Below are 16,617 nucleotides of genomic sequence, written 5' to 3' on the forward strand. Positions count from 1 at the left end.
CACCCCGGCGAATGTGGACCGGCCGGCCCGGCGATGATGTCCGGGTACGTCTGGCGCCAAAAAACTAACGTCGCTAGTTTGTGTGTCCGGACGACGCGGACCCGCCGGGAGGAAGCACCATGAAGGCACACGACGGCCTGTACATCGACGGCGCCTGGCGCCCCGCCGAGAGCCCGGATGTCATCGAGGTCGTGAACCCGGCCGACGAGCAGGTCATCGCCAGGGTCCCGGCGGGCGGCGCCCTGGACGTCGACAGCGCCGTACGCGCGGCCCGCGCCGCCCTGCCCGCCTGGGCCGCCACGCCGCCGGCCGAGCGCGCCGCGCGACTCACCGCCCTCCGTGACGTCCTCGTGGCACGCAAGGACGAGATCGCCGAGACGGTCACCGCCGAACTGGGCGCCCCGCTGCAGTTCTCCCAGGCCGTGCACGCGGCGGTGCCGATCGCGGTCGCCGGCTCCTACGCAGAGCTGGCCGCGACCCACTCCTTCGAGGAGAAGGTCGGCAACTCCACGGTCCTGCACGAGCCGATCGGCGTGGTCGCCGCGATCACCCCCTGGAACTACCCCCTGCACCAGATCGTCGCCAAGGTCGCCCCGGCGCTCGCCGCGGGCTGCACGGTGGTCCTCAAGCCCGCCGAGGACACCCCGCTCACCGCCCGGCTGTTCGCCGAGGCCGTCCATGAGGCGGGCGTGCCGGCCGGTGTGTTCAACCTGGTCACCGGCCTCGGCCCGGTCGCCGGACAGGCGCTCGCCGAGCACCCGGGCGTGGACCTGGTCTCCTTCACCGGCTCCACGGCGGTCGGCCGGCAGATCGGCGCGGTGGCGGGCGCGGCCGTCAAGAAGGTGGCCCTCGAACTCGGCGGCAAGTCCGCCAACGTCATCCTGCCGAGCGCCGACCTCGCCAAGGCCGTCAATGTCGGTGTCGCCAACGTGATGTCCAACTCCGGCCAGACCTGCAGCGCCTGGACCCGCATGCTGGTTCACCGCGACCAGTACGACGAGGCCGTCGAGCTGGCCGCCGCTGCCGCCGCCAAGTACGGCGACCGCATCGGCCCCGTGGTCAACGCCAAGCAGCAGTCCCGGGTGCGCGGCTACATCGAGAAGGGCATCGCCGAGGGTGCCCGCCTGGTCGCCGGCGGCCCCGAATCCCCGCAGGACAAGGGCTACTTCATCAGCCCCACGGTCTTCGCCGACGTGACTCCGGACATGACCATCGCCCAGGAGGAGATCTTCGGTCCGGTCCTGTCCATCCTCCGCTACGCGGACGAGGAGGACGCCCTGCGCATCGCCAACGGCACGGTGTACGGCCTCGCCGGCGCCGTCTGGGCCGGTGATGACGCCGAGGCGGTGGCCTTCGCCCGGCGCATGGACACCGGCCAGGTCGACATCAACGGCGGCCGGTTCAACCCCCGCGCCCCCTTCGGCGGCTACAAGCAGTCCGGAGTCGGCCGGGAACTTGGCGCGCACGGACTGACCGAGTACCTCCAGACCAAGTCCCTCCAGTTCTAAGGAAGTACGCGACCCATGGCCGTACGAGCCGCCGTCCTGCCCGCCATCGGCGCACCCCTGGAGATCACCGGCATCGACCTGCCCGACCCGGGCCCCGGACAGGTCCGGGTCCGCCTCGCCGCCGCCGGCGTCTGCCACTCCGACCTGTCCCTGTCCAACGGCACCATGCGCGTCCCGGTCCCGGCCGTCCTCGGCCACGAGGGCGCCGGCACGGTCGTGGCCGTGGGCGAGGGCGTCACCCATGTCGCCGAGGGCGACCCCGTCGTCCTCAACTGGGCCCCGTCCTGCGGGAGTTGCCACGCCTGCGCGCTCGGCGAGGTCTGGCTGTGCGCCAACGCCCTGAACGGCGCCGCCGACGTCTACGCCCGCACCACCGACGGCACCGACCTGCACCCCGGTCTGAACGTGGCCGCGTTCGCCGAGGAGACGGTCGTCTCCGCGTCCTGCGTGCTGCCCCTCCCGGAGGGCGTGCCGCTGGTGGACGCCGCCCTCCTCGGCTGCGCCGTCCTCACCGGCTACGGCGCCGTCCACCACTCGGCGAAGGTCCGCCCGGGCGAGACGGTCGCCGTCTTCGGCGCGGGCGGAGTCGGCCTCGCCACCCTCCAGTCGGCCCGCATCGCGGGCGCGTCCCGGATCATCGCCGTCGACGTCTCCCCGGAGAAGGAGGAACTGGCCCGCGCGGCCGGCGCCACGGACTACGTCCTCGCCTCCGAGAACACTCCCCGGGAGATCCGCGCCCTCACCGGCAAACAGGGCGTGGACGTCGCCGTGGAGTGCGTGGGCCGCGCGATGTCGATCCGCGCGGCCTGGGACTCCACCCGTCGGGGCGGCCGTACCACGGTCGTCGGCATCGGCGGCAAGGACCAGGAGGTCACGTTCAACGCCCTGGAGATCTTCCACTGGGGCCGCACCCTGTCCGGCTGCGTCTACGGCAACACGGACCCCGCCCGCGATGTGCCGGTGCTCGCCGAGCACGTGCGGGAAGGCCGCCTGGACCTCTCCGCGCTGGTGACGGAACGGATCGCGCTGGAGGGCATCCCGGCCGCCTTCGAGAACATGCTCGCGGGCAAGGGAGGCCGGGCGCTGGTGGTGTTCTGACGCCGGTCGCCCGCCGCCGGCCGGTACGGCGGCTCAGGTGACCTTCTCGGGTCGCGGCTCCTCACCGGCCGCGACCCGGACCGTCCGGCCACCACGGGCCCGGGACCGCGACACCGCCACGCCCGCGAGGCACAGCACACCACCGCCCAGCGTGAGCACGCCCGGTACCTCGCCGAGCACCAGCCACGACATCAGCACCACCAGCGCGGGCACGGCGTACGTCGTCACGCCCATCCGGCTGGCGGTCGTGCGGGCGAGGGCGTAGGCCCAGGTCGTGAAGGCCAGGGCGGTCGGGAAGACGCCCAGGTAGACCATGTTCAGGGTCGCCGACGCGGGCGCGTGGGCGACCTCGTGCGCCAGCTGCCCGGCGAACGGCAGACAGGCCACGGCGCCGACCAGGCACCCGAACGTCGTCACCTGCAGGGCACTCGCGTGCCCCAGGGCCGGCTTCTGCGCGACGACACCGGAGGCGTACGCCACGGCGGCGAGCAGGCACAGCAGCACGCCGAGTACGGAGTTGCGGCCGCCGCCCGACATCGACAGCCCCACGGTCACCGCGCCCGCGAACGACACGGCCATTCCGGCCAGCAGCCGCAGTGGCATCGGATCACCGAGCAGCCGTGCGCCGAGCAGGGCGATCAGCAGCGGGCCGACGTTCACGACGAGGGCGGCGGTACCGGCGTCCACCTGCTGCTCGCCCCAGTTCAGGGCGACCATGTAGAACCCGAACCACAGCAGTCCGGAGAGCAGGATGCCGCGCCAGGCGGCCCTGGGCGGCAGCCCTTCCCGGCGTATGGCCCAGATGACACACAGCGCGAGGGCACCCGAAGCCAGCCGTCCCAAAGCAAGCGCGCCGGGGGAGTACTCCTGCCCCGCACTCCGGATCGCCACGAAGGCCGACGCCCAGAGGACGACGGTGACGACGGCTGCGCCGGCGGGCAGCAGGTGGTGACGTGGGGCGGCGTTCATCATGCTCCCGAGGTTGGGTATCGGTCGTTGCCTGGGCTGGCGGAAATCGGACAGGGTCCCGGTGCTGCGGCCGGGCGGGCGTGGGGACGCTTGTCGGCGCAGGCTGCGACGGCGGGAAGCGCCCGTAAGGGGCGCGGGGCTGTGTCGCTATGCGGCTCCACCGCGTGGGCGCGAACGGCCACAGCGGACCCGCACCCGGCAGGCGAGAGCACGCCCCACCCCGTAGCCGCCATCAGCACAGCTCTTCCCGCGAGATACCCAGCAGCGCCGACAACTCCCGCTCCCCCGACGGAGTCACCTTCACCGCCCGCTCCGACCCGATCCGCACGCACCACCCCGCATCCAGCGCATGCCGGCACAGCGCGGCCCCCGCCGCCCCCGCGAGATGAGGCCGCCGCTCGGTCCAGTCCAGGCACGCCCGGGCCAGCGGACGCCGACCCGAAACCTCGAGGGCGATCCCCGCCGCGCGGAACCACTCCACGCCCGCGTCCGTGAGCGCGAACCCGGTGTCCTGCCGCAGCAACCCCCGGAGGGTCAGCGCATCGGTGACCGCGATCCCGAGCCGCCCCGCGAGATGGTCGTAACAGGTACGCCCCCGAGCCATGGCCGACCCGGCACTCGACTCACGCAGGCTGCGAGGAGGCCGCCGTACAGCCGCCGGAGGCACATGCGCGGCGAGATCCTCGACGAGTGCCGCCACCCGCGCGTCCGCCAGTCGCACATACCGGTGCCGCCCCTGCCGTTCCTCCGCGAGCAGGCCGCCGGCCACCAGCTTGCCCAGGTGCTCGCTGAGCGTCGACGCGGCGACCCCAGCGCGCCGGGCCAGCTCACCGGCCGTCCAGGCCCGCCCGTCGAGCAGCGCCAGCAGACACGCGGCCCGCGTCTCGTCGGCGATCAGGGAGGCGAGCGCGGCCAGGCCGGCCGCCTGCGGATCCTTGGCGGTCATGCCGTCCAGCATGGGGCACGGACACTTCGGCCCCCACCGAATTATCGCTGCACGCCCTGCTGTACCTGCTGCCGTACCTGCTCGTACTGCTGCGCCAGCCCGTCCAGCAGCGCCGTCAGGCCGGTCTCGAAGGCCCGCTCGTCGATCCTCTCCTGCTGCTCGGCGAGCAGATGGGCCTGCCCCAGGTGGGGATAGTCGGCGGGGTCGTACGCGCTCGCGTCGTCCACGAACCCCCCGGCGAACGAACCGAGCGCGGAGCCCATGATGAAGTACCGCATCAGCGCGCCGATGGAGGTCGCCTGGGCCGGCGGCCAGCCGGCGTCGACCATCGCGCCGTACACGGCGTCGGCCAGACGCAGTGCGGCAGGGCGGCGCCCGGGACCCCGCGCCAGGACCGGGACGATGTTCGGGTGGTCGCGCAGGGCGGCCCGGTAGGAGACGGCCCAGTCGTGCAGCGCGGTCCGCCAGTCCCGGCCGTCCTCGAACATCGACAGATCGACAAGACCGCTCACCGAGTCGGCGACCGCCTCCAGGATCTCGTCCTTGGTGCGGAAGTGGTTGTAGAGCGAGGGCCCGCTCACGCCCAGTTCGGCGGCGAGCCGACGAGTGGAGACGGTCGCCAGGCCCTCCCGGTCCACGAGGTCCCGGGCCGTCTCGACGATCCGGTCGGTACTGAGGAGGGGCTTGCGCGGTCGGGCCATGGCGCACATAGTAGGGCTGCGGCCGTAAACTAGCAGTGCTAATTTAAATGTACGGCTTTCAAGATCCGTTGGACGGATCCTTTCTCTGTGGGGTGATCACGTGGTGAACCTGGAGCTGAGCGAGGAGCAGGCCGCCGTACGGCAGCTCGCCCGGGACTTCGTGGAGCGCGAGATCGCCCCGCATGTCGTGGCATGGGACCGGGCCGAGGAGGTCGACCGGGGGATCGTGAAGAAGCTCGGCGGGGTCGGCTTCCTGGGTCTGACCATCGAGGAGGAGTACGGCGGCTCCGGCGGCGACCATCTCGCGTACTGCCTGGTCACCGAGGAGCTGGGGCGCGGCGACTCCTCCGTGCGCGGGATCGTGTCCGTGTCCCTCGGGCTCGTCGCCAAGACGATCGGCGCCTGGGGTGACGAGGAGCAGAAGCGGCGCTGGCTGCGGGGGCTGACCGCGGGCGAGTACGTCGGCTGCTTCGGCCTCACCGAGCCCGGCACCGGCTCCGACGCGGGCAACCTCACCACCCGCGCCGTGCGCGACGGCGACGACTACGTCATCAACGGCGCGAAGATGTTCATCACCAACGGCACCTGGGCCGACGTCGTCCTCCTCTTCGCCCGCTCCACCGACGCCCCCGGCCACAAGGGCGTCTCCGCCTTCCTCGTGCCCACCGACACCCCCGGTCTGACCCGCCGCACCATCCACGGCAAGCTCGGCCTGCGCGGCCAGGCCACCGCCGAACTCGTCCTGGAGGACGTGCGGGTGCCCGCGTCGGCGATGCTCGGCGAGGAGGGCAAGGGCTTCTCCGTGGCCATGTCCGCACTGGCCAAGGGGCGGATGTCGGTGGCCGCGGGCTGCGTCGGCATCGCCCAGGCCGCGCTGGACGCGGCGGTGCGGTACGCCGGTGAGCGCGAGCAGTTCGGCAAGCCGATCGCCCGCCACCAGCTGGTGCAGGAGCTGATCAGCGACATCGCCGTCGACGTGGACGCCGCCCGGCTGCTCACGTGGCGCGTCGCCGATCTGATCGACCGCGGTCAGCCGTTCGCCGTCGAGTCCGCCAAGGCCAAGCTGTTCGCCTCCGAGGCCGCCGTCCGCGCCGCCAACAACGCCCTGCAGGTCTTCGGCGGTTACGGCTACATCGACGAGTACCCGGCCGGCAAACTCCTTCGCGACGCCCGCGTGATGACCCTCTACGAGGGCACCAGCCAGATCCAGAAGCTGCTCATCGGCCGTTCCCTGACCGGGGTTTCGGCGTTCTGAGCATCTGAGTACGCACCTGAGTACTTCGGCGGATGTGGCGTGGACCACGTCCGCCGATGCTCTTCTCCATGAGTGACACACCGGTCAAGCAGCAGAGCACGGCCGCCTTCTACGGCCAGGCCGTCGCCTCCTTCGCGGTCGCCATGTCGGCCACCACCGTCGGCATCTACCAGCTCGACACCGACGCATGGGTCCGGGCCTTCCTCGCCATCGCGGTGCTGTACCTCGTCACCTCCGCCTTCACCCTCGCCAAGGTGATCAGGGACCGGCAGGAGGCGGGGCAGATCGTGAGCCGCGTCGACCAGGCACGCCTGGAGAAGCTCCTCGCCGAGCACGACCCCTTCGAGAAGATCTGAGCAGGCGCACTAAGCGCTCGCTCACCGACGGCGGTATGGTGGTGCTCCTGTCACCGAGAGGGGCGAGCGAGCGATGAGTACGGCGGAGGAGACGACCGGCGGCGAAGTGGAGCCGTGGGAAGAGGTCACCCCGGACGCGGCCCGGCGGCTGCTCGTCGCCGCCGTGGAGGCCTTCGCCGAGCGCGGGTACCACGCGACGACCACCCGCGACATCGCGGGCCGCGCCGGCATGAGCCCGGCCGCTCTCTACATCCACTACAAGACCAAGGAAGAGCTGCTCCACCGGATCAGCCGCATCGGCCACGACAAGGCCCTCGACATCCTGCGCACGGCCGCCCGGCGCGAGGGCACCGCCACCGAGCGGCTGGCCGACGCGGTCGGCTCCTTCGTCCGCTGGCACGCGGGGCGGCGCACCACCGCCCGGGTCGTACAGTACGAACTCGACGCCCTCGGTCCCGAGGCCCGCGCCGAGATCGTCGCGCTGCGCCGCCAGGTCGACGCAGAGGTGCGCGGGATCATCGAGGACGGCGTGGCCTCGGACGAGTTCGACGTGCTGGACGTGCAGGGCACCACCCTCGCCGTGCTGTCGCTGTGCATCGACGTGGCCCGCTGGTTCAACGTGGACGGCCCGTTCACCCCCGAGGAGGTCGGCACGCTCTACGCCGACCTCGTGCTCCGGATGGTGGGCGCCAAGTAGGGCGCCCACCGGGTCACAGGTAGTACCGGGACACCGACTCCGCGACGCACACCGGCTTGTCGCCGCCCTCGCGCTCCACGGTGAAGGCGACCGTCACCTGCACACCGCCGGTGACGTCCTCGACGCCGCTGATCGTCGCGGTGGCACGCAGCCGGGAGCCGACGGGGACGGGGGAGGGGAAGCGGACCTTGTTGGTGCCGTAGTTCACGCCCATCTTCACGCCCTCGACCCGGATCAGCTGCGGGCCGAAGAGCGGGAGCAGGGAGAGTGTGAGATAGCCGTGGGCGATGGTCGTCCCGAAGGGGCCCGCGGCGGCCTTCTCCGGGTCCACGTGGATCCACTGGTGGTCGCCGGTGGCCTCGGCGAACAGGTCGATGCGCTTCTGGTCGACCTCCAGCCAGTCGGTGTACCCCAGCTGCTCGCCGACGGCCGCCCTCAGCTCGTCGGGGGAGGTGAAGGTCCTCGGTTCTGCCATGGTTCCGGCCTCTCGCTCGCGTACCGCTCACGTCTCTAAGCAACTGCTTAGCATGGTCGGGTGAGGGGCGCCTGTCAACGGATCCCGGCCGGTACCGGGCGACTACGCTCTGAGGGGTGCCCCAGATCCCCGAGAAGATCCACGAGCTGACCGTCGGCCAGTTGTCCGCGCGCAGCGGCGCCGCCGTCTCCGCCCTGCACTTCTACGAGTCCAAGGGCCTGATCAGCAGCCGCCGCACGCCCGGCAACCAGCGCCGGTACGGCCGCGACACCCTGCGCCGGGTCGCCTTCGTGCGGGCCGCGCAGCGGGTCGGCATCCCGCTGTCCACGATCCGGGACGCCCTGGCCGAGCTTCCCGAGGAACGGACACCGACCCGGGAGGACTGGGCGCGGCTGTCGGAGAAGTGGCGGTCGGAGCTCGACGAACGCATCAAGCAGCTGAACCGTCTGCGCGACCACCTCACCGACTGCATCGGCTGCGGGTGTCTGTCCCTGGAGACCTGTGTCCTGTCCAACCCGGACGACGTGTTCGGCGAGCGGCTGACGGGGTCGCGGCTGTTCGCAGAGGGGCGCTGAGGTTCGGCTGCCGGGGAGGTCAGTACGGCGGCCTGCCGAGTGCGGGCGCGTTGCGGCCGGCCTCGCGCCCACCCTGCGGAGCCGCACATCGACACAGCCCAGCGCCCCTTGCGGAACTGCTGCGCCGTCGCCTCACTCGTACTCGGTGCCACCCTTGCGCGTCAGGTACGCCGGGCTCACCGCCTTCGCGATCGCCCGGCCCCCCGTCACCGCGCTGTACCGCTCCACGGCGGGCCGTATCACCACGCCCTCCCGCAGATGCAGCCCACGCCCGGACACCGTCTCCCGGCCGCTCGCGAACTCCAGCACCCGGTCGATGTCGTACGGCCCCGCGTACAGCCGAGGCACCACGGGCAGCTCCCCTTCCAGCAGTTCCGCCGCGGCCAGCCAGCGCACGGTGCCGTCCACGTCCGCCGAGACGTCGAACGCCGCGTACCCCAGCGTGTCCCGCCGCCCGTCGGCGCCGTACGACAGGTCCTGCACCCCCGCGCCGTACACCTCCCCGAAGATGCCGACCCGGCGTGCCCCGAGCCGCTCGGCCAGCCGGGCCGCCGCCTCCGCGACGCCGTGTCCCCGGATCGCCCGCCAGTACAGGTTCCGCGGATCCTCCTTCAGGGCCAGCGACTTGGCGCCGAAGCCCTTGGAGGACACGAACGCCCGTCCCTCGTCGGCGGCATACGTCAGCAGGCAGGCCGAGCCGTGGAGCTTCTCGGTCAGGACGACCGGCTCACCCGGGGTGAAGATCTCCGGGTAGCGCTGGATGTTCTCGATGTCGACCCACGGCAGCAGGTCCGGAGCGGACTCCACCTCGCCGTTCATGGTCGGCGGGATCGGCGGCACCCACTTGGTGATGCCCAGCCGCCCGGCGAAGTCCGTCCCCTCGGCCGCCGCCCGCGCCAGGTCCACGTCCGCCAGCGCCTTCGGCCGGCACACGATGCCCTGCGACAGCTCGCCACGCAGCCGGACCGCCTTGACCCGGTTGGCCTCGCCGCCCGCCAGCCGTCCGGTCAGACCCAGCTCCTCGACCAGATCGGGCGGGAGCACGGACTGCTCGGGGATGTAGATGGCGGCCTCACCGGTGCGGTACGCGCCCTTGGCGACGACGGCTCGGTACAAGCCCACCTGGGCCAGCTCCAGCGCGTCGGCGTTCGGATGCTCGTGGACGGTCAGCACTTCGGCGGTGACGCGCAGCGTCGACATCACAACTCCTGGTACGAATGGGCGCGTTGACGGCCCTCAGACGTGTTTCATCACGTCCCACTCTCCGCAGCGGAAATCGGTGGAGCCAGCGGATTAGCGGCTGGTAGCGTCGCGATCTTCGGCCGGCGGCGACGCCGTGCGCGGAGTACCGACGGGAGCCCACTCCCATGTCCACGCCCGCCCTTGACGCCGCCCTCGCGGACATCGACACCGTGTTCAACGGCTTCTCCAGCCCCACCGAGGTAGGGTGCGAGCGCTGTTTCGCGCCGGAGGAGACGGCGTATCTGCGCACGCCCTACACCCGTCTCCCGGCCGGCCTGCTGAGCCGCTTCGTCCGCAAGGTGCCGGACCACTTCGAGGACCACGCCGCCGTGATGCGGCGCCTGCTGCCCCAGTGCGCGCACGCGATGGTGGACGGCACCCTGGACGACGTCGGCTGGGCGCCGCACGGGCTGAGCCGCGTGGACTGGCGGTCCTGGCCGGCGGAGCAGGCCTCGGCCGTCGAGGCGTTCATGCTCGCCTGGTGGCAGGAGGTGCTCGCTTCGCCCGAGCCGCCGTACAGCGCCGAGCACGTCTTCGAGACCTGCGCCTCGATCCTGCGCACGATGACCCCGCTGCTCGACCGGTGGGAGCCCGGTCCGGTCGCCGACGCCCACCTCGTCGCCTGTGCCCGCTCCTGGCTGTACGAGCTGGTCACCGATGACTGGCCGTTCACCTGGTGGGAGCCCCAGGACCAGGCCGTCGCCGTCGCCGAGGCCCAGTCCTGGCTCGCCCGGCACGCCCCCGAGCGGCTGCGCGCCCAGGGAGAGCCGGATCTGGCGATCCGTGCCCGGCTGGTCGGGCTGCCCTACGACGAGCGCTGGAACGACCCGTACTGGACCAGTCCCTCCGCGACCAACTGAGCGTTTCCCGCCGCCCGTTGACCGTCCGGCAGGAACAGGGTGTCCTCCAGACCGATCCGGGCGGCGAGGCCCAGCCGTCCGGCCAGCCGCAGCACCGGCCAGGTGCCGCCCTCCTCGCCGTGCAGGAGCACCGGCCGGCCGTGGGCGGTGCCCAGCTCGGCCAGCAGCGCCCGCGCCGAGGCCTCGGCGGTCGCCGGATCCGGGTCGGTCACCTCCGCCAGCACGCGCAGCACCCTCGGCCCGAGAGAAGAGGCCGCGAACCGGGCCGCGCCGTCGGTGCCGGACCAGATGCCCGCCTCGACGCCCACGCCCATGGCGAGGAGCTGCTCGGCGACCGCTTCGGCGCCCGGCTCATGCCAGTTGACCGAGGCGAAGTCGGGCAGCACGGACCAGCCGCGCACCCGGGCGAGCCTCGCTGCCGGATCGGGCTCCGCCCAGGCACCGGTGGTCACCCCGACCGGCACCCGCACGCGCGCCCGCATCGCCTCCAGCGTCGGGGCGAGGACACGTGGGGAGAGGCTGTCGTGCCCGCACGGCGTCTTCGGATGGACATGGACCGAGGTGGCGCCGGCCGCCGCGGCCTTCGCCGCGGAACGGGCCATCTCCCCGGGCGACATCGGCAGCACCGCGCCTTCAGCGGCCGAACGGCTTCCGTTGAGACACACCTGCACCATGCCCCGATGGTGCCAGCCACCACCGACAACGGCCGCGGTCTCCGCGGTCGCCGCACAGCAGGGGGCGCGGCATCCCCTGCACGCCCCCAAGAAACCCCCCGTTGCAATGCCGCGGCCGCTCAGGCCGACATCAGCAACGCCCCCCGGCGGGCGAACTCCAGCGCACGCGGCGTGAGCACAGGACGCGGCACGAGGATGCCGCAGTCCGTGCAGACCGGGCCGGACGACGGCTCGTGGTCCAGGCCGTACCGCCAGACCAGGCGGTGCCCGCCGCACACCGGGCAGCCCGAGCCCGGTTCCCGCTCCAGGGCGGCGATCAGCCGGCGCAGCACCTCGGCCAGCGGCTCGTCGGGGTGGAGCCGCGGGTCGTCGCACCAGGCGACCCCGAAGCCCCCCCAGGTCAGCCGGTGCCAGTCGTCCACGCTGCCCGGCCGGCGCAGCCCGTCGTGCTTCTCCTTCCTGCGCCGCTCGGTGAAGTCGGTCTCATAGGCGAGCCAGACGGACCGCGCCTCCTCCAGTTCCTTTAGTGCGGCCACGAGCCGCGCCGGGTCGGGGGAGCGGTCCTCGGGGCCGAAGCCCGCCCGGGAGCACAGATGGTCCCAGGTCGCCCGATGCCCGTAAGGGGCGAACTTCTCAAGGCACTTGCGCAGTGAGTACCGCCGCAGTGCCAGATCGCAGCCCGGATCGCGTACCTGTCTCGCCAGACTCCGGAAACCTGCCATCGCCCTGCACCTCCGTCACACCTGCACCTGTACTTCGGTCACTTCGGCGTCGTCGCACGGACGTCGCCGAATAGACGTATCGACAGGCGATTCGGCTCCATCTCTTCTCGTGGTTCTGCTTGCGTACTCCGGAAAGTGACGCATGTTCATCTTTAAAGCTGGGGATACCGGCGGTAACGTTCGGCCACCTCTGTCGCTAGGAGCTGCCATGCCACGGCGAACCCCACGTACCACCCTTGACAGACTGAGAACGTCCCGCCGCTTCTCCGGGTTCCTGAAGACGGCGTCGATATGCGCTCTCGTCGCCGGACTTCTCTCCCCCCTCACCCAGACCGCGGCCGCCGCCACCGCCTCGAACGACTACTGCGGCGGCCAGTGCTCGGACATCCTGCCGCCCGGCGAGAACGGCAACGCCACCCTCGCCCAGATCCTGCTCAACCAGGCCTTCGGCACCCAGCCCTCGCACGCCGAGGACCAGCTCGGCCCGTACGCCAGCCTGGCCACCGGCTACTCGGGCCTGACCGACTCCACCATCAACAACTTCTTCAACGACGCCTCCTTCGGCGTCCCGTCCGACCAGGTCGCCTCCAGCGAGAAGCCGGGCGGTCGCGGTGACGTGACGATCGTCCGGGACAAGAAGACCGGTGTGCCGCACATCACAGGCACCACCCGGTACGGCACCGAGTACGGAGCCGGTTACGCGGCGGCCGAGGACCGGCTGTGGCTGATGGACGTCTTCCGGCACGTCGGCCGCGGCCAGCTGACCTCCTTCGCCGGCGGCGCGGCCGCCAACCAGGGCCTGGAGCAGGAGTTCTACCGCAACGCGCCCTACACCGAGGCCGACCTGCAGGCGCAGATCGACAACGCCGTCGCGAACAACGGCGCCCGCGGCCAGCAGGCCCTGGCCGACGTCAAGGCCTACCTCGACGGCGTCAACGCCTACATCGACGCCTCCGACAGCGGCCGTTACTTCCCCGGCGAGTACGACCTGACCGGCCACAAGGACCCGATCACCAACGCAGGCACCATCGAGCACTTCAAGGTCACCGACCTCGTGGCGCTGGCCTCCGTCATCGGCTCGCTGTTCGGTTCCGGTGGCGGTGGCGAGGTCAACAACGCCCTCTCCCTGCTCGCCGCCCAGCAGAAGTACGGCGTCGAGGAGGGCACCAAGGTCTGGGAGTCCTTCCGCGAGCGCAACGACCCCGAGGCCGCCCTGACCGTCCACGACGGCACGAGCTTCCCGTACGGCACCGAGCCGGCCGACGCCAAGGGCGAGGCCCTCCCCGACGCCGGCTCGGTCACCCAGGAACCGCTGGTCTACGACCGTACGGGGAGCGCGGCCACCGCGGCCGCCAAGAGCACCTCCGCCACCGCAGCGAAGACCACGCTCGGCTCCGCCAAGCGCGGGATGTCCAACGCGCTCGTGGTCAGCGGCAAGTACACCGCCAGCGGTCACCCGATCGCCGTCTTCGGACCGCAGACCGGCTACTTCGCCCCGCAGCTGCTCATGCTCCAGGAGATCCAGGGCCCGGGCATCAGCGCCCGCGGCGCCTCCTTCGCGGGCCTGAGCATGTACGTCGAACTCGGCCGCGGCCAGGACTACTCCTGGAGCGCGACCACCTCCGGCCAGGACATCATCGACACCTACGCCGTCGAACTGTGCCAGGACGACTACCACTACCTGTACCACGGCACCTGTACGGCCATGGACAAGGTCGAGCAGAAGAACTCCTGGTCGCCGACCACGGCCGACAGCACGCCGGCGGGGTCGTACACCATGCGGGCGTGGCGGACGAAGTACGGCCCGGTGGAGTACCGCGCGACCGTCGGCGGCAAGAAGGTCGCCTACACCACACTGCGGTCCTCGTATCTGCACGAGGCCGACTCGATCATCGGCTTCCAGATGCTGAACGACCCGGACTACGTCAAGGGCCCCAAGGACTTCCAGAGCGCGGCCCAGCACATCAACTACACCTTCAACTGGTTCTACGCCGACTCCCAGCACACCGCGTACTACAACAGCGGTGACAACCCGGTCCGGGCGGCCGGCGTCGACACCGAGTTCCCGGTCTGGGCGCAGCCGGCGTACGAGTGGCAGAACTGGGACCCGGCCACCAACACGGCCGACTACACCCCGCCCTCCGCCCACCCCAACTCCATCGACCAGGACTACTACATCTCCTGGAACAACAAGCAGGCCAAGGACTACACGACCGCCTCCTGGGGCGACGGGTCCGTGCACCGGGGCAATCTGCTTCAGGACCGGGTGAAGAAGCTGGTCGCGGCCGGCGGGGTGACCCGTACGAAGCTGGTGCAGGCCATGGCGGACGCGGCCGTCGCCGACCTGCGCGCCGAGGACGTGCTGCCGAAGCTGCTCAAGGTGATCGACTCCTCGCCGGTGACCGACTCCACGGCCGCCGCGGCGGTGAGCAAGCTGCAGGCGTGGGTGAGCGCGGGCGCCAAGCGCACGGAGACGTCGGCCGGATCGAAGGCCTACGCTGACGCCGACGCGATCCGCATCCTGGACGCCTGGTGGCCGCTGTTGGTCAAGGCGGAGTTCGAACCGGGCCTCGGCAGTGATCTGTACAGCGCGATCACCAACAACATCCCCGTGGACGAGGCCCCGTCCGCCGGACATGGCCCGACCGGCTCCCACGCCGGAAGCTCCTTCCAGTACGGCTGGTGGAGCTATGTCGACAAGGACATCCGGGCGGTGCTCGGGGAGAACGTGCGGGGCGGCCTCGCCGAGAAGTACTGCGGCGGTGGCAGCCTCGGCGCCTGCCGGGACGCCCTGATCAGCACCCTCGACCAGGCGGCCGGGACGACCGCGGCCCAGGTCTACCCGGGCGACGACCAGTGCTCGGCCGGCGACCAGTGGTGCGCCGACTCGATCGTCCAGCGCACCCTGGGCGGCATCAAGCACGGCAAGATCAGCTGGCAGAACCGGCCGACGTTCCAGCAGGTGGTGGAGTACACGTCGCACCGGTGACCAGGTGTGGGCAAACCGGCGTTGGCAAACGGCTGTTGGCCAACGCCGGTAAGTCAACACCGGTGGGCCGCCACCTGTTCGGTCAACGCTTGTTGGCCAACGCCTGCAGCCCACGGCCGTTGGCCAACACCGGTGGGCCAACGATCGTGGGCCGACATCAGCGGGTCAACGGCCGTCGGCGGCGGGTCACGCGACGCGGCCCGCCGCCAGCACCAGCCGTGCCAGTTCCGGATGCACGATGTCGCTGTGCGCCCCGGACGGCGGGCCGCCGTGGCAGACGACCGCGGCCGCGTCGACGTTCACGCACCCTGATGCGGGCAGCGGTCCGGCGAGGGCCGACGCGAGGTCCAGCCGGGCGGTGCCCGGCACCGCCTGCACCCCGTCGTGCCCCATGGCCCCCCACTCCGGCCCCAACACGGCCGCGATCTCGCTGCCCGCACACGAGCGGTCGTCCCCGGACAGCCGGGAGGCCAGCGGATAGAACGTGCCGAGCGCCGAGTCGAAGTGCGAGTAGCAGCACACCAGCGGGCCGTCGATGCGCCGCTGCCGGCCCCTGAGCGCGCCCGCCTTGCCCGGGTCCTGCGGCAGCCGGTCCGCGAACGCGTAGTGCGAGAAGGCGCCTTGGAGGAGGGTCACGGACTTCACCGTGCCCACCCCGTCGGGCAGCCCGCGCAGTGCGAACGACACCAGGCGGCCGCCGAAGCTGTGCCCGACCAGATGCACCCGCACCCCGGGCGCCGCCTGCGCCAACTGCCCGACCACCGGCCCGAGCCCGTGCTCGCCGACCGTCCCGGCCCGCCGCTTCATCGTGTAGTAGGTCGCCTGCCGCAGCAGTTCCTTGGCGCCGTCCCAGGGGTTGGGGATGCTGAACCCGGCCGGTGCGCCGGGCGACCGGACGGCGGCCAGCGCACCGGCGAACTCGTCGCAGGCGGCCGCCGGGTCCTCGGTGAACACCGTGGGCTCGCCTTCCTCGTCGGTGTCGGCCGCGCCCGGCCGCCGCCCGTCGTCCACCAGCAGCCGCACCAGCCGCCCGAACTCGGTCAGTCCCCCGTCCCCGACGGGCCGTTCGTCCAGCATCCGGGCCAGTTGGTCGATCACCGGGGCCCGTCCCGGGAAGGTCTCCAGCAGGGCACGCCGGGTGTCCTTGTCCAGCGCCGGACCCGGTGCGGTCTGAGCCGCCACGGCCGCCACCGACTTCGGGAAGTCCGGGATCGGCTCGTCGCTGAACCGCATCGACGGCCAGATCACGCCGACGTAGCCGAGCCTGGCCCGTGGCGCGAGCGCCGGGACCGGTGCGAAGAAACGCCGGTACAGCGCGGTCGCACCCGAGCGGTCGTTGTTCCAGCCGTGCGCGAAGACGAGCAGGTCACGGACGCCGTGCTCCGTGACCTGCGTCGTCAGATGGTCGCGTTCGGGGCCGTCCACGTCCCCGTCCGCGTCGAAGGTCAGCTCCCAGTAGGGAGACACGCTCATCCCGGGATCCGCCATGCCAGGCTCCCTCGTCCCGCCTGAAACGATGCGTAACCATGTGCTGCGGACGCATCGTCCTG

At 71.6% G+C, this 16,617-nt stretch carries 16 protein-coding genes; 8 read left to right on the forward strand and 8 right to left on the reverse strand.

The window, feature by feature from the left end; all coding sequences use genetic code 11:
- Nucleotides 1–119: 119 nt before the first annotated feature.
- Nucleotides 120–1,508, forward strand: a complete 1,389-nt coding sequence (locus AB0M27_RS02425) for an aldehyde dehydrogenase family protein (RefSeq protein ID WP_365717077.1) — start codon at nucleotides 120–122, stop codon at nucleotides 1,506–1,508.
- 15 nt (nucleotides 1,509–1,523) lie between these two features.
- A complete protein-coding gene (locus AB0M27_RS02430; protein ID WP_365717079.1) occupies nucleotides 1,524–2,606 on the forward strand; it encodes a Zn-dependent alcohol dehydrogenase in 1,083 nt (360 codons plus the stop codon).
- Nucleotides 2,607–2,639: 33 nt separating this feature from the next.
- Here the strand turns inward: AB0M27_RS02430 and AB0M27_RS02435 are convergent, their stop codons facing one another.
- From AB0M27_RS02435 to AB0M27_RS02445, 3 genes are all read right to left on the reverse strand, one after another.
- Nucleotides 2,640–3,578, reverse strand: a complete 939-nt coding sequence (locus AB0M27_RS02435; RefSeq protein ID WP_365717081.1) for a DMT family transporter — start codon at nucleotides 3,576–3,578, stop codon at nucleotides 2,640–2,642.
- 229 nt (nucleotides 3,579–3,807) lie between these two features.
- Entirely contained in the window at nucleotides 3,808–4,521 is a 714-nt protein-coding gene (locus AB0M27_RS02440; protein WP_365717083.1) for a winged helix-turn-helix domain-containing protein, read from the reverse strand.
- A gap of 41 nt (nucleotides 4,522–4,562) precedes the next feature.
- On the reverse strand, nucleotides 4,563–5,222 hold the full coding sequence (locus tag AB0M27_RS02445) for a TetR/AcrR family transcriptional regulator (RefSeq protein WP_365717085.1): 660 nt from the start codon (nucleotides 5,220–5,222) through the stop codon (nucleotides 4,563–4,565).
- A gap of 103 nt (nucleotides 5,223–5,325) precedes the next feature.
- Between AB0M27_RS02445 and AB0M27_RS02450 the strand changes: the two genes are divergently transcribed.
- The 3 genes from AB0M27_RS02450 to AB0M27_RS02460 all read left to right on the forward strand — a co-directional run bounded on the left by AB0M27_RS02450 (nucleotide 5,326) and on the right by AB0M27_RS02460 (nucleotide 7,530).
- A complete protein-coding gene (locus tag AB0M27_RS02450; RefSeq protein ID WP_365717516.1) occupies nucleotides 5,326–6,477 on the forward strand; it encodes an acyl-CoA dehydrogenase family protein in 1,152 nt (383 codons plus the stop codon).
- A gap of 68 nt (nucleotides 6,478–6,545) precedes the next feature.
- Nucleotides 6,546–6,833 carry a YiaA/YiaB family inner membrane protein gene (locus tag AB0M27_RS02455; RefSeq protein WP_365717087.1) on the forward strand — a complete coding sequence of 96 codons (288 nt, stop codon included), beginning with the start codon at nucleotides 6,546–6,548 and terminating at the stop codon, nucleotides 6,831–6,833.
- Between the two features lie 73 nt (nucleotides 6,834–6,906).
- Nucleotides 6,907–7,530, forward strand: coding sequence for a TetR/AcrR family transcriptional regulator (locus AB0M27_RS02460; protein ID WP_365717089.1), 624 nt, complete (start codon nucleotides 6,907–6,909; stop codon nucleotides 7,528–7,530).
- Nucleotides 7,531–7,543: 13 nt separating this feature from the next.
- On the opposite strand, the gene AB0M27_RS02465 is transcribed toward AB0M27_RS02460, so the two are convergent.
- A complete protein-coding gene (locus AB0M27_RS02465; protein WP_351804079.1) occupies nucleotides 7,544–8,005 on the reverse strand; it encodes a MaoC family dehydratase in 462 nt (153 codons plus the stop codon).
- A 116-nt stretch (nucleotides 8,006–8,121) separates the two neighbouring features.
- On the opposite strand from AB0M27_RS02465, the gene soxR reads away from it, so the two are divergent.
- Nucleotides 8,122–8,580, forward strand: coding sequence for a redox-sensitive transcriptional activator SoxR (gene soxR, locus AB0M27_RS02470; protein WP_365717091.1), 459 nt, complete (start codon nucleotides 8,122–8,124; stop codon nucleotides 8,578–8,580).
- Nucleotides 8,581–8,712: 132 nt separating this feature from the next.
- Here the strand turns inward: soxR and AB0M27_RS02475 are convergent, their stop codons facing one another.
- On the reverse strand, nucleotides 8,713–9,780 hold the full coding sequence (locus AB0M27_RS02475; RefSeq protein ID WP_365717093.1) for an RNA ligase (ATP): 1,068 nt from the start codon (nucleotides 9,778–9,780) through the stop codon (nucleotides 8,713–8,715).
- 167 nt (nucleotides 9,781–9,947) lie between these two features.
- On the opposite strand from AB0M27_RS02475, the gene AB0M27_RS02480 reads away from it, so the two are divergent.
- A complete protein-coding gene (locus tag AB0M27_RS02480) occupies nucleotides 9,948–10,682 on the forward strand; it encodes a hypothetical protein (RefSeq protein WP_365717095.1) in 735 nt (244 codons plus the stop codon).
- Here the strand turns inward: AB0M27_RS02480 and AB0M27_RS02485 are convergent.
- Both AB0M27_RS02485 and AB0M27_RS02490 read right to left on the reverse strand, forming a co-directional pair.
- Complete coding sequence (locus AB0M27_RS02485) at nucleotides 10,628–11,356, reverse strand: 3-keto-5-aminohexanoate cleavage protein (protein WP_365717097.1); 729 nt, start codon at nucleotides 11,354–11,356, stop codon at nucleotides 10,628–10,630. The two genes, AB0M27_RS02480 and AB0M27_RS02485, sit on opposite strands and share 55 nt — an antisense overlap.
- Before the next feature lie 119 nt (nucleotides 11,357–11,475).
- Nucleotides 11,476–12,078 carry a hypothetical protein gene (locus AB0M27_RS02490; protein WP_365717099.1) on the reverse strand — a complete coding sequence of 201 codons (603 nt, stop codon included), beginning with the start codon at nucleotides 12,076–12,078 and terminating at the stop codon, nucleotides 11,476–11,478.
- Nucleotides 12,079–12,286: 208 nt separating this feature from the next.
- Between AB0M27_RS02490 and AB0M27_RS02495 the strand changes: the two genes are divergently transcribed.
- Nucleotides 12,287–15,067, forward strand: a complete 2,781-nt coding sequence (locus tag AB0M27_RS02495; protein ID WP_365717101.1) for a penicillin acylase family protein — start codon at nucleotides 12,287–12,289, stop codon at nucleotides 15,065–15,067.
- A gap of 186 nt (nucleotides 15,068–15,253) precedes the next feature.
- Here the strand turns inward: AB0M27_RS02495 and AB0M27_RS02500 are convergent, their stop codons facing one another.
- Nucleotides 15,254–16,555 (reverse strand): serine-threonine protein kinase, encoded by a 1,302-nt coding sequence (locus AB0M27_RS02500; protein WP_365717103.1) that lies wholly within the window; start codon nucleotides 16,553–16,555, stop codon nucleotides 15,254–15,256.
- Nucleotides 16,556–16,617 lie beyond the last annotated feature (62 nt).

It is taken from the genome of Streptomyces sp. NPDC052107, assembly GCF_040680215.1.
Lineage (GTDB): Bacteria > Actinomycetota > Actinomycetes > Streptomycetales > Streptomycetaceae > Streptomyces.

Coding starts and splice junctions, on each gene's coding strand:
- AB0M27_RS02425 (WP_365717077.1), top strand. CDS start 120: ATGAAGGCACACGACGGCCTGTACATCGACGGCGCCTGGCGCCCCGCC.
- AB0M27_RS02430 (WP_365717079.1), top strand. CDS start 1,524: ATGGCCGTACGAGCCGCCGTCCTGCCCGCCATCGGCGCACCCCTGGAG.
- AB0M27_RS02435 (WP_365717081.1), bottom strand. CDS start 3,578: ATGATGAACGCCGCCCCACGTCACCACCTGCTGCCCGCCGGCGCAGCC.
- AB0M27_RS02440 (WP_365717083.1), bottom strand. CDS start 4,521: ATGACCGCCAAGGATCCGCAGGCGGCCGGCCTGGCCGCGCTCGCCTCC.
- AB0M27_RS02445 (WP_365717085.1), bottom strand. CDS start 5,222: ATGGCCCGACCGCGCAAGCCCCTCCTCAGTACCGACCGGATCGTCGAG.
- AB0M27_RS02455 (WP_365717087.1), top strand. CDS start 6,546: ATGAGTGACACACCGGTCAAGCAGCAGAGCACGGCCGCCTTCTACGGC.
- AB0M27_RS02460 (WP_365717089.1), top strand. CDS start 6,907: ATGAGTACGGCGGAGGAGACGACCGGCGGCGAAGTGGAGCCGTGGGAA.
- AB0M27_RS02465 (WP_351804079.1), bottom strand. CDS start 8,005: ATGGCAGAACCGAGGACCTTCACCTCCCCCGACGAGCTGAGGGCGGCC.
- AB0M27_RS02475 (WP_365717093.1), bottom strand. CDS start 9,780: ATGTCGACGCTGCGCGTCACCGCCGAAGTGCTGACCGTCCACGAGCAT.
- AB0M27_RS02480 (WP_365717095.1), top strand. CDS start 9,948: ATGTCCACGCCCGCCCTTGACGCCGCCCTCGCGGACATCGACACCGTG.
- AB0M27_RS02485 (WP_365717097.1), bottom strand. CDS start 11,356: ATGGTGCAGGTGTGTCTCAACGGAAGCCGTTCGGCCGCTGAAGGCGCG.
- AB0M27_RS02490 (WP_365717099.1), bottom strand. CDS start 12,078: ATGGCAGGTTTCCGGAGTCTGGCGAGACAGGTACGCGATCCGGGCTGC.
- AB0M27_RS02495 (WP_365717101.1), top strand. CDS start 12,287: ATGCCACGGCGAACCCCACGTACCACCCTTGACAGACTGAGAACGTCC.
- AB0M27_RS02500 (WP_365717103.1), bottom strand. CDS start 16,555: ATGGCGGATCCCGGGATGAGCGTGTCTCCCTACTGGGAGCTGACCTTC.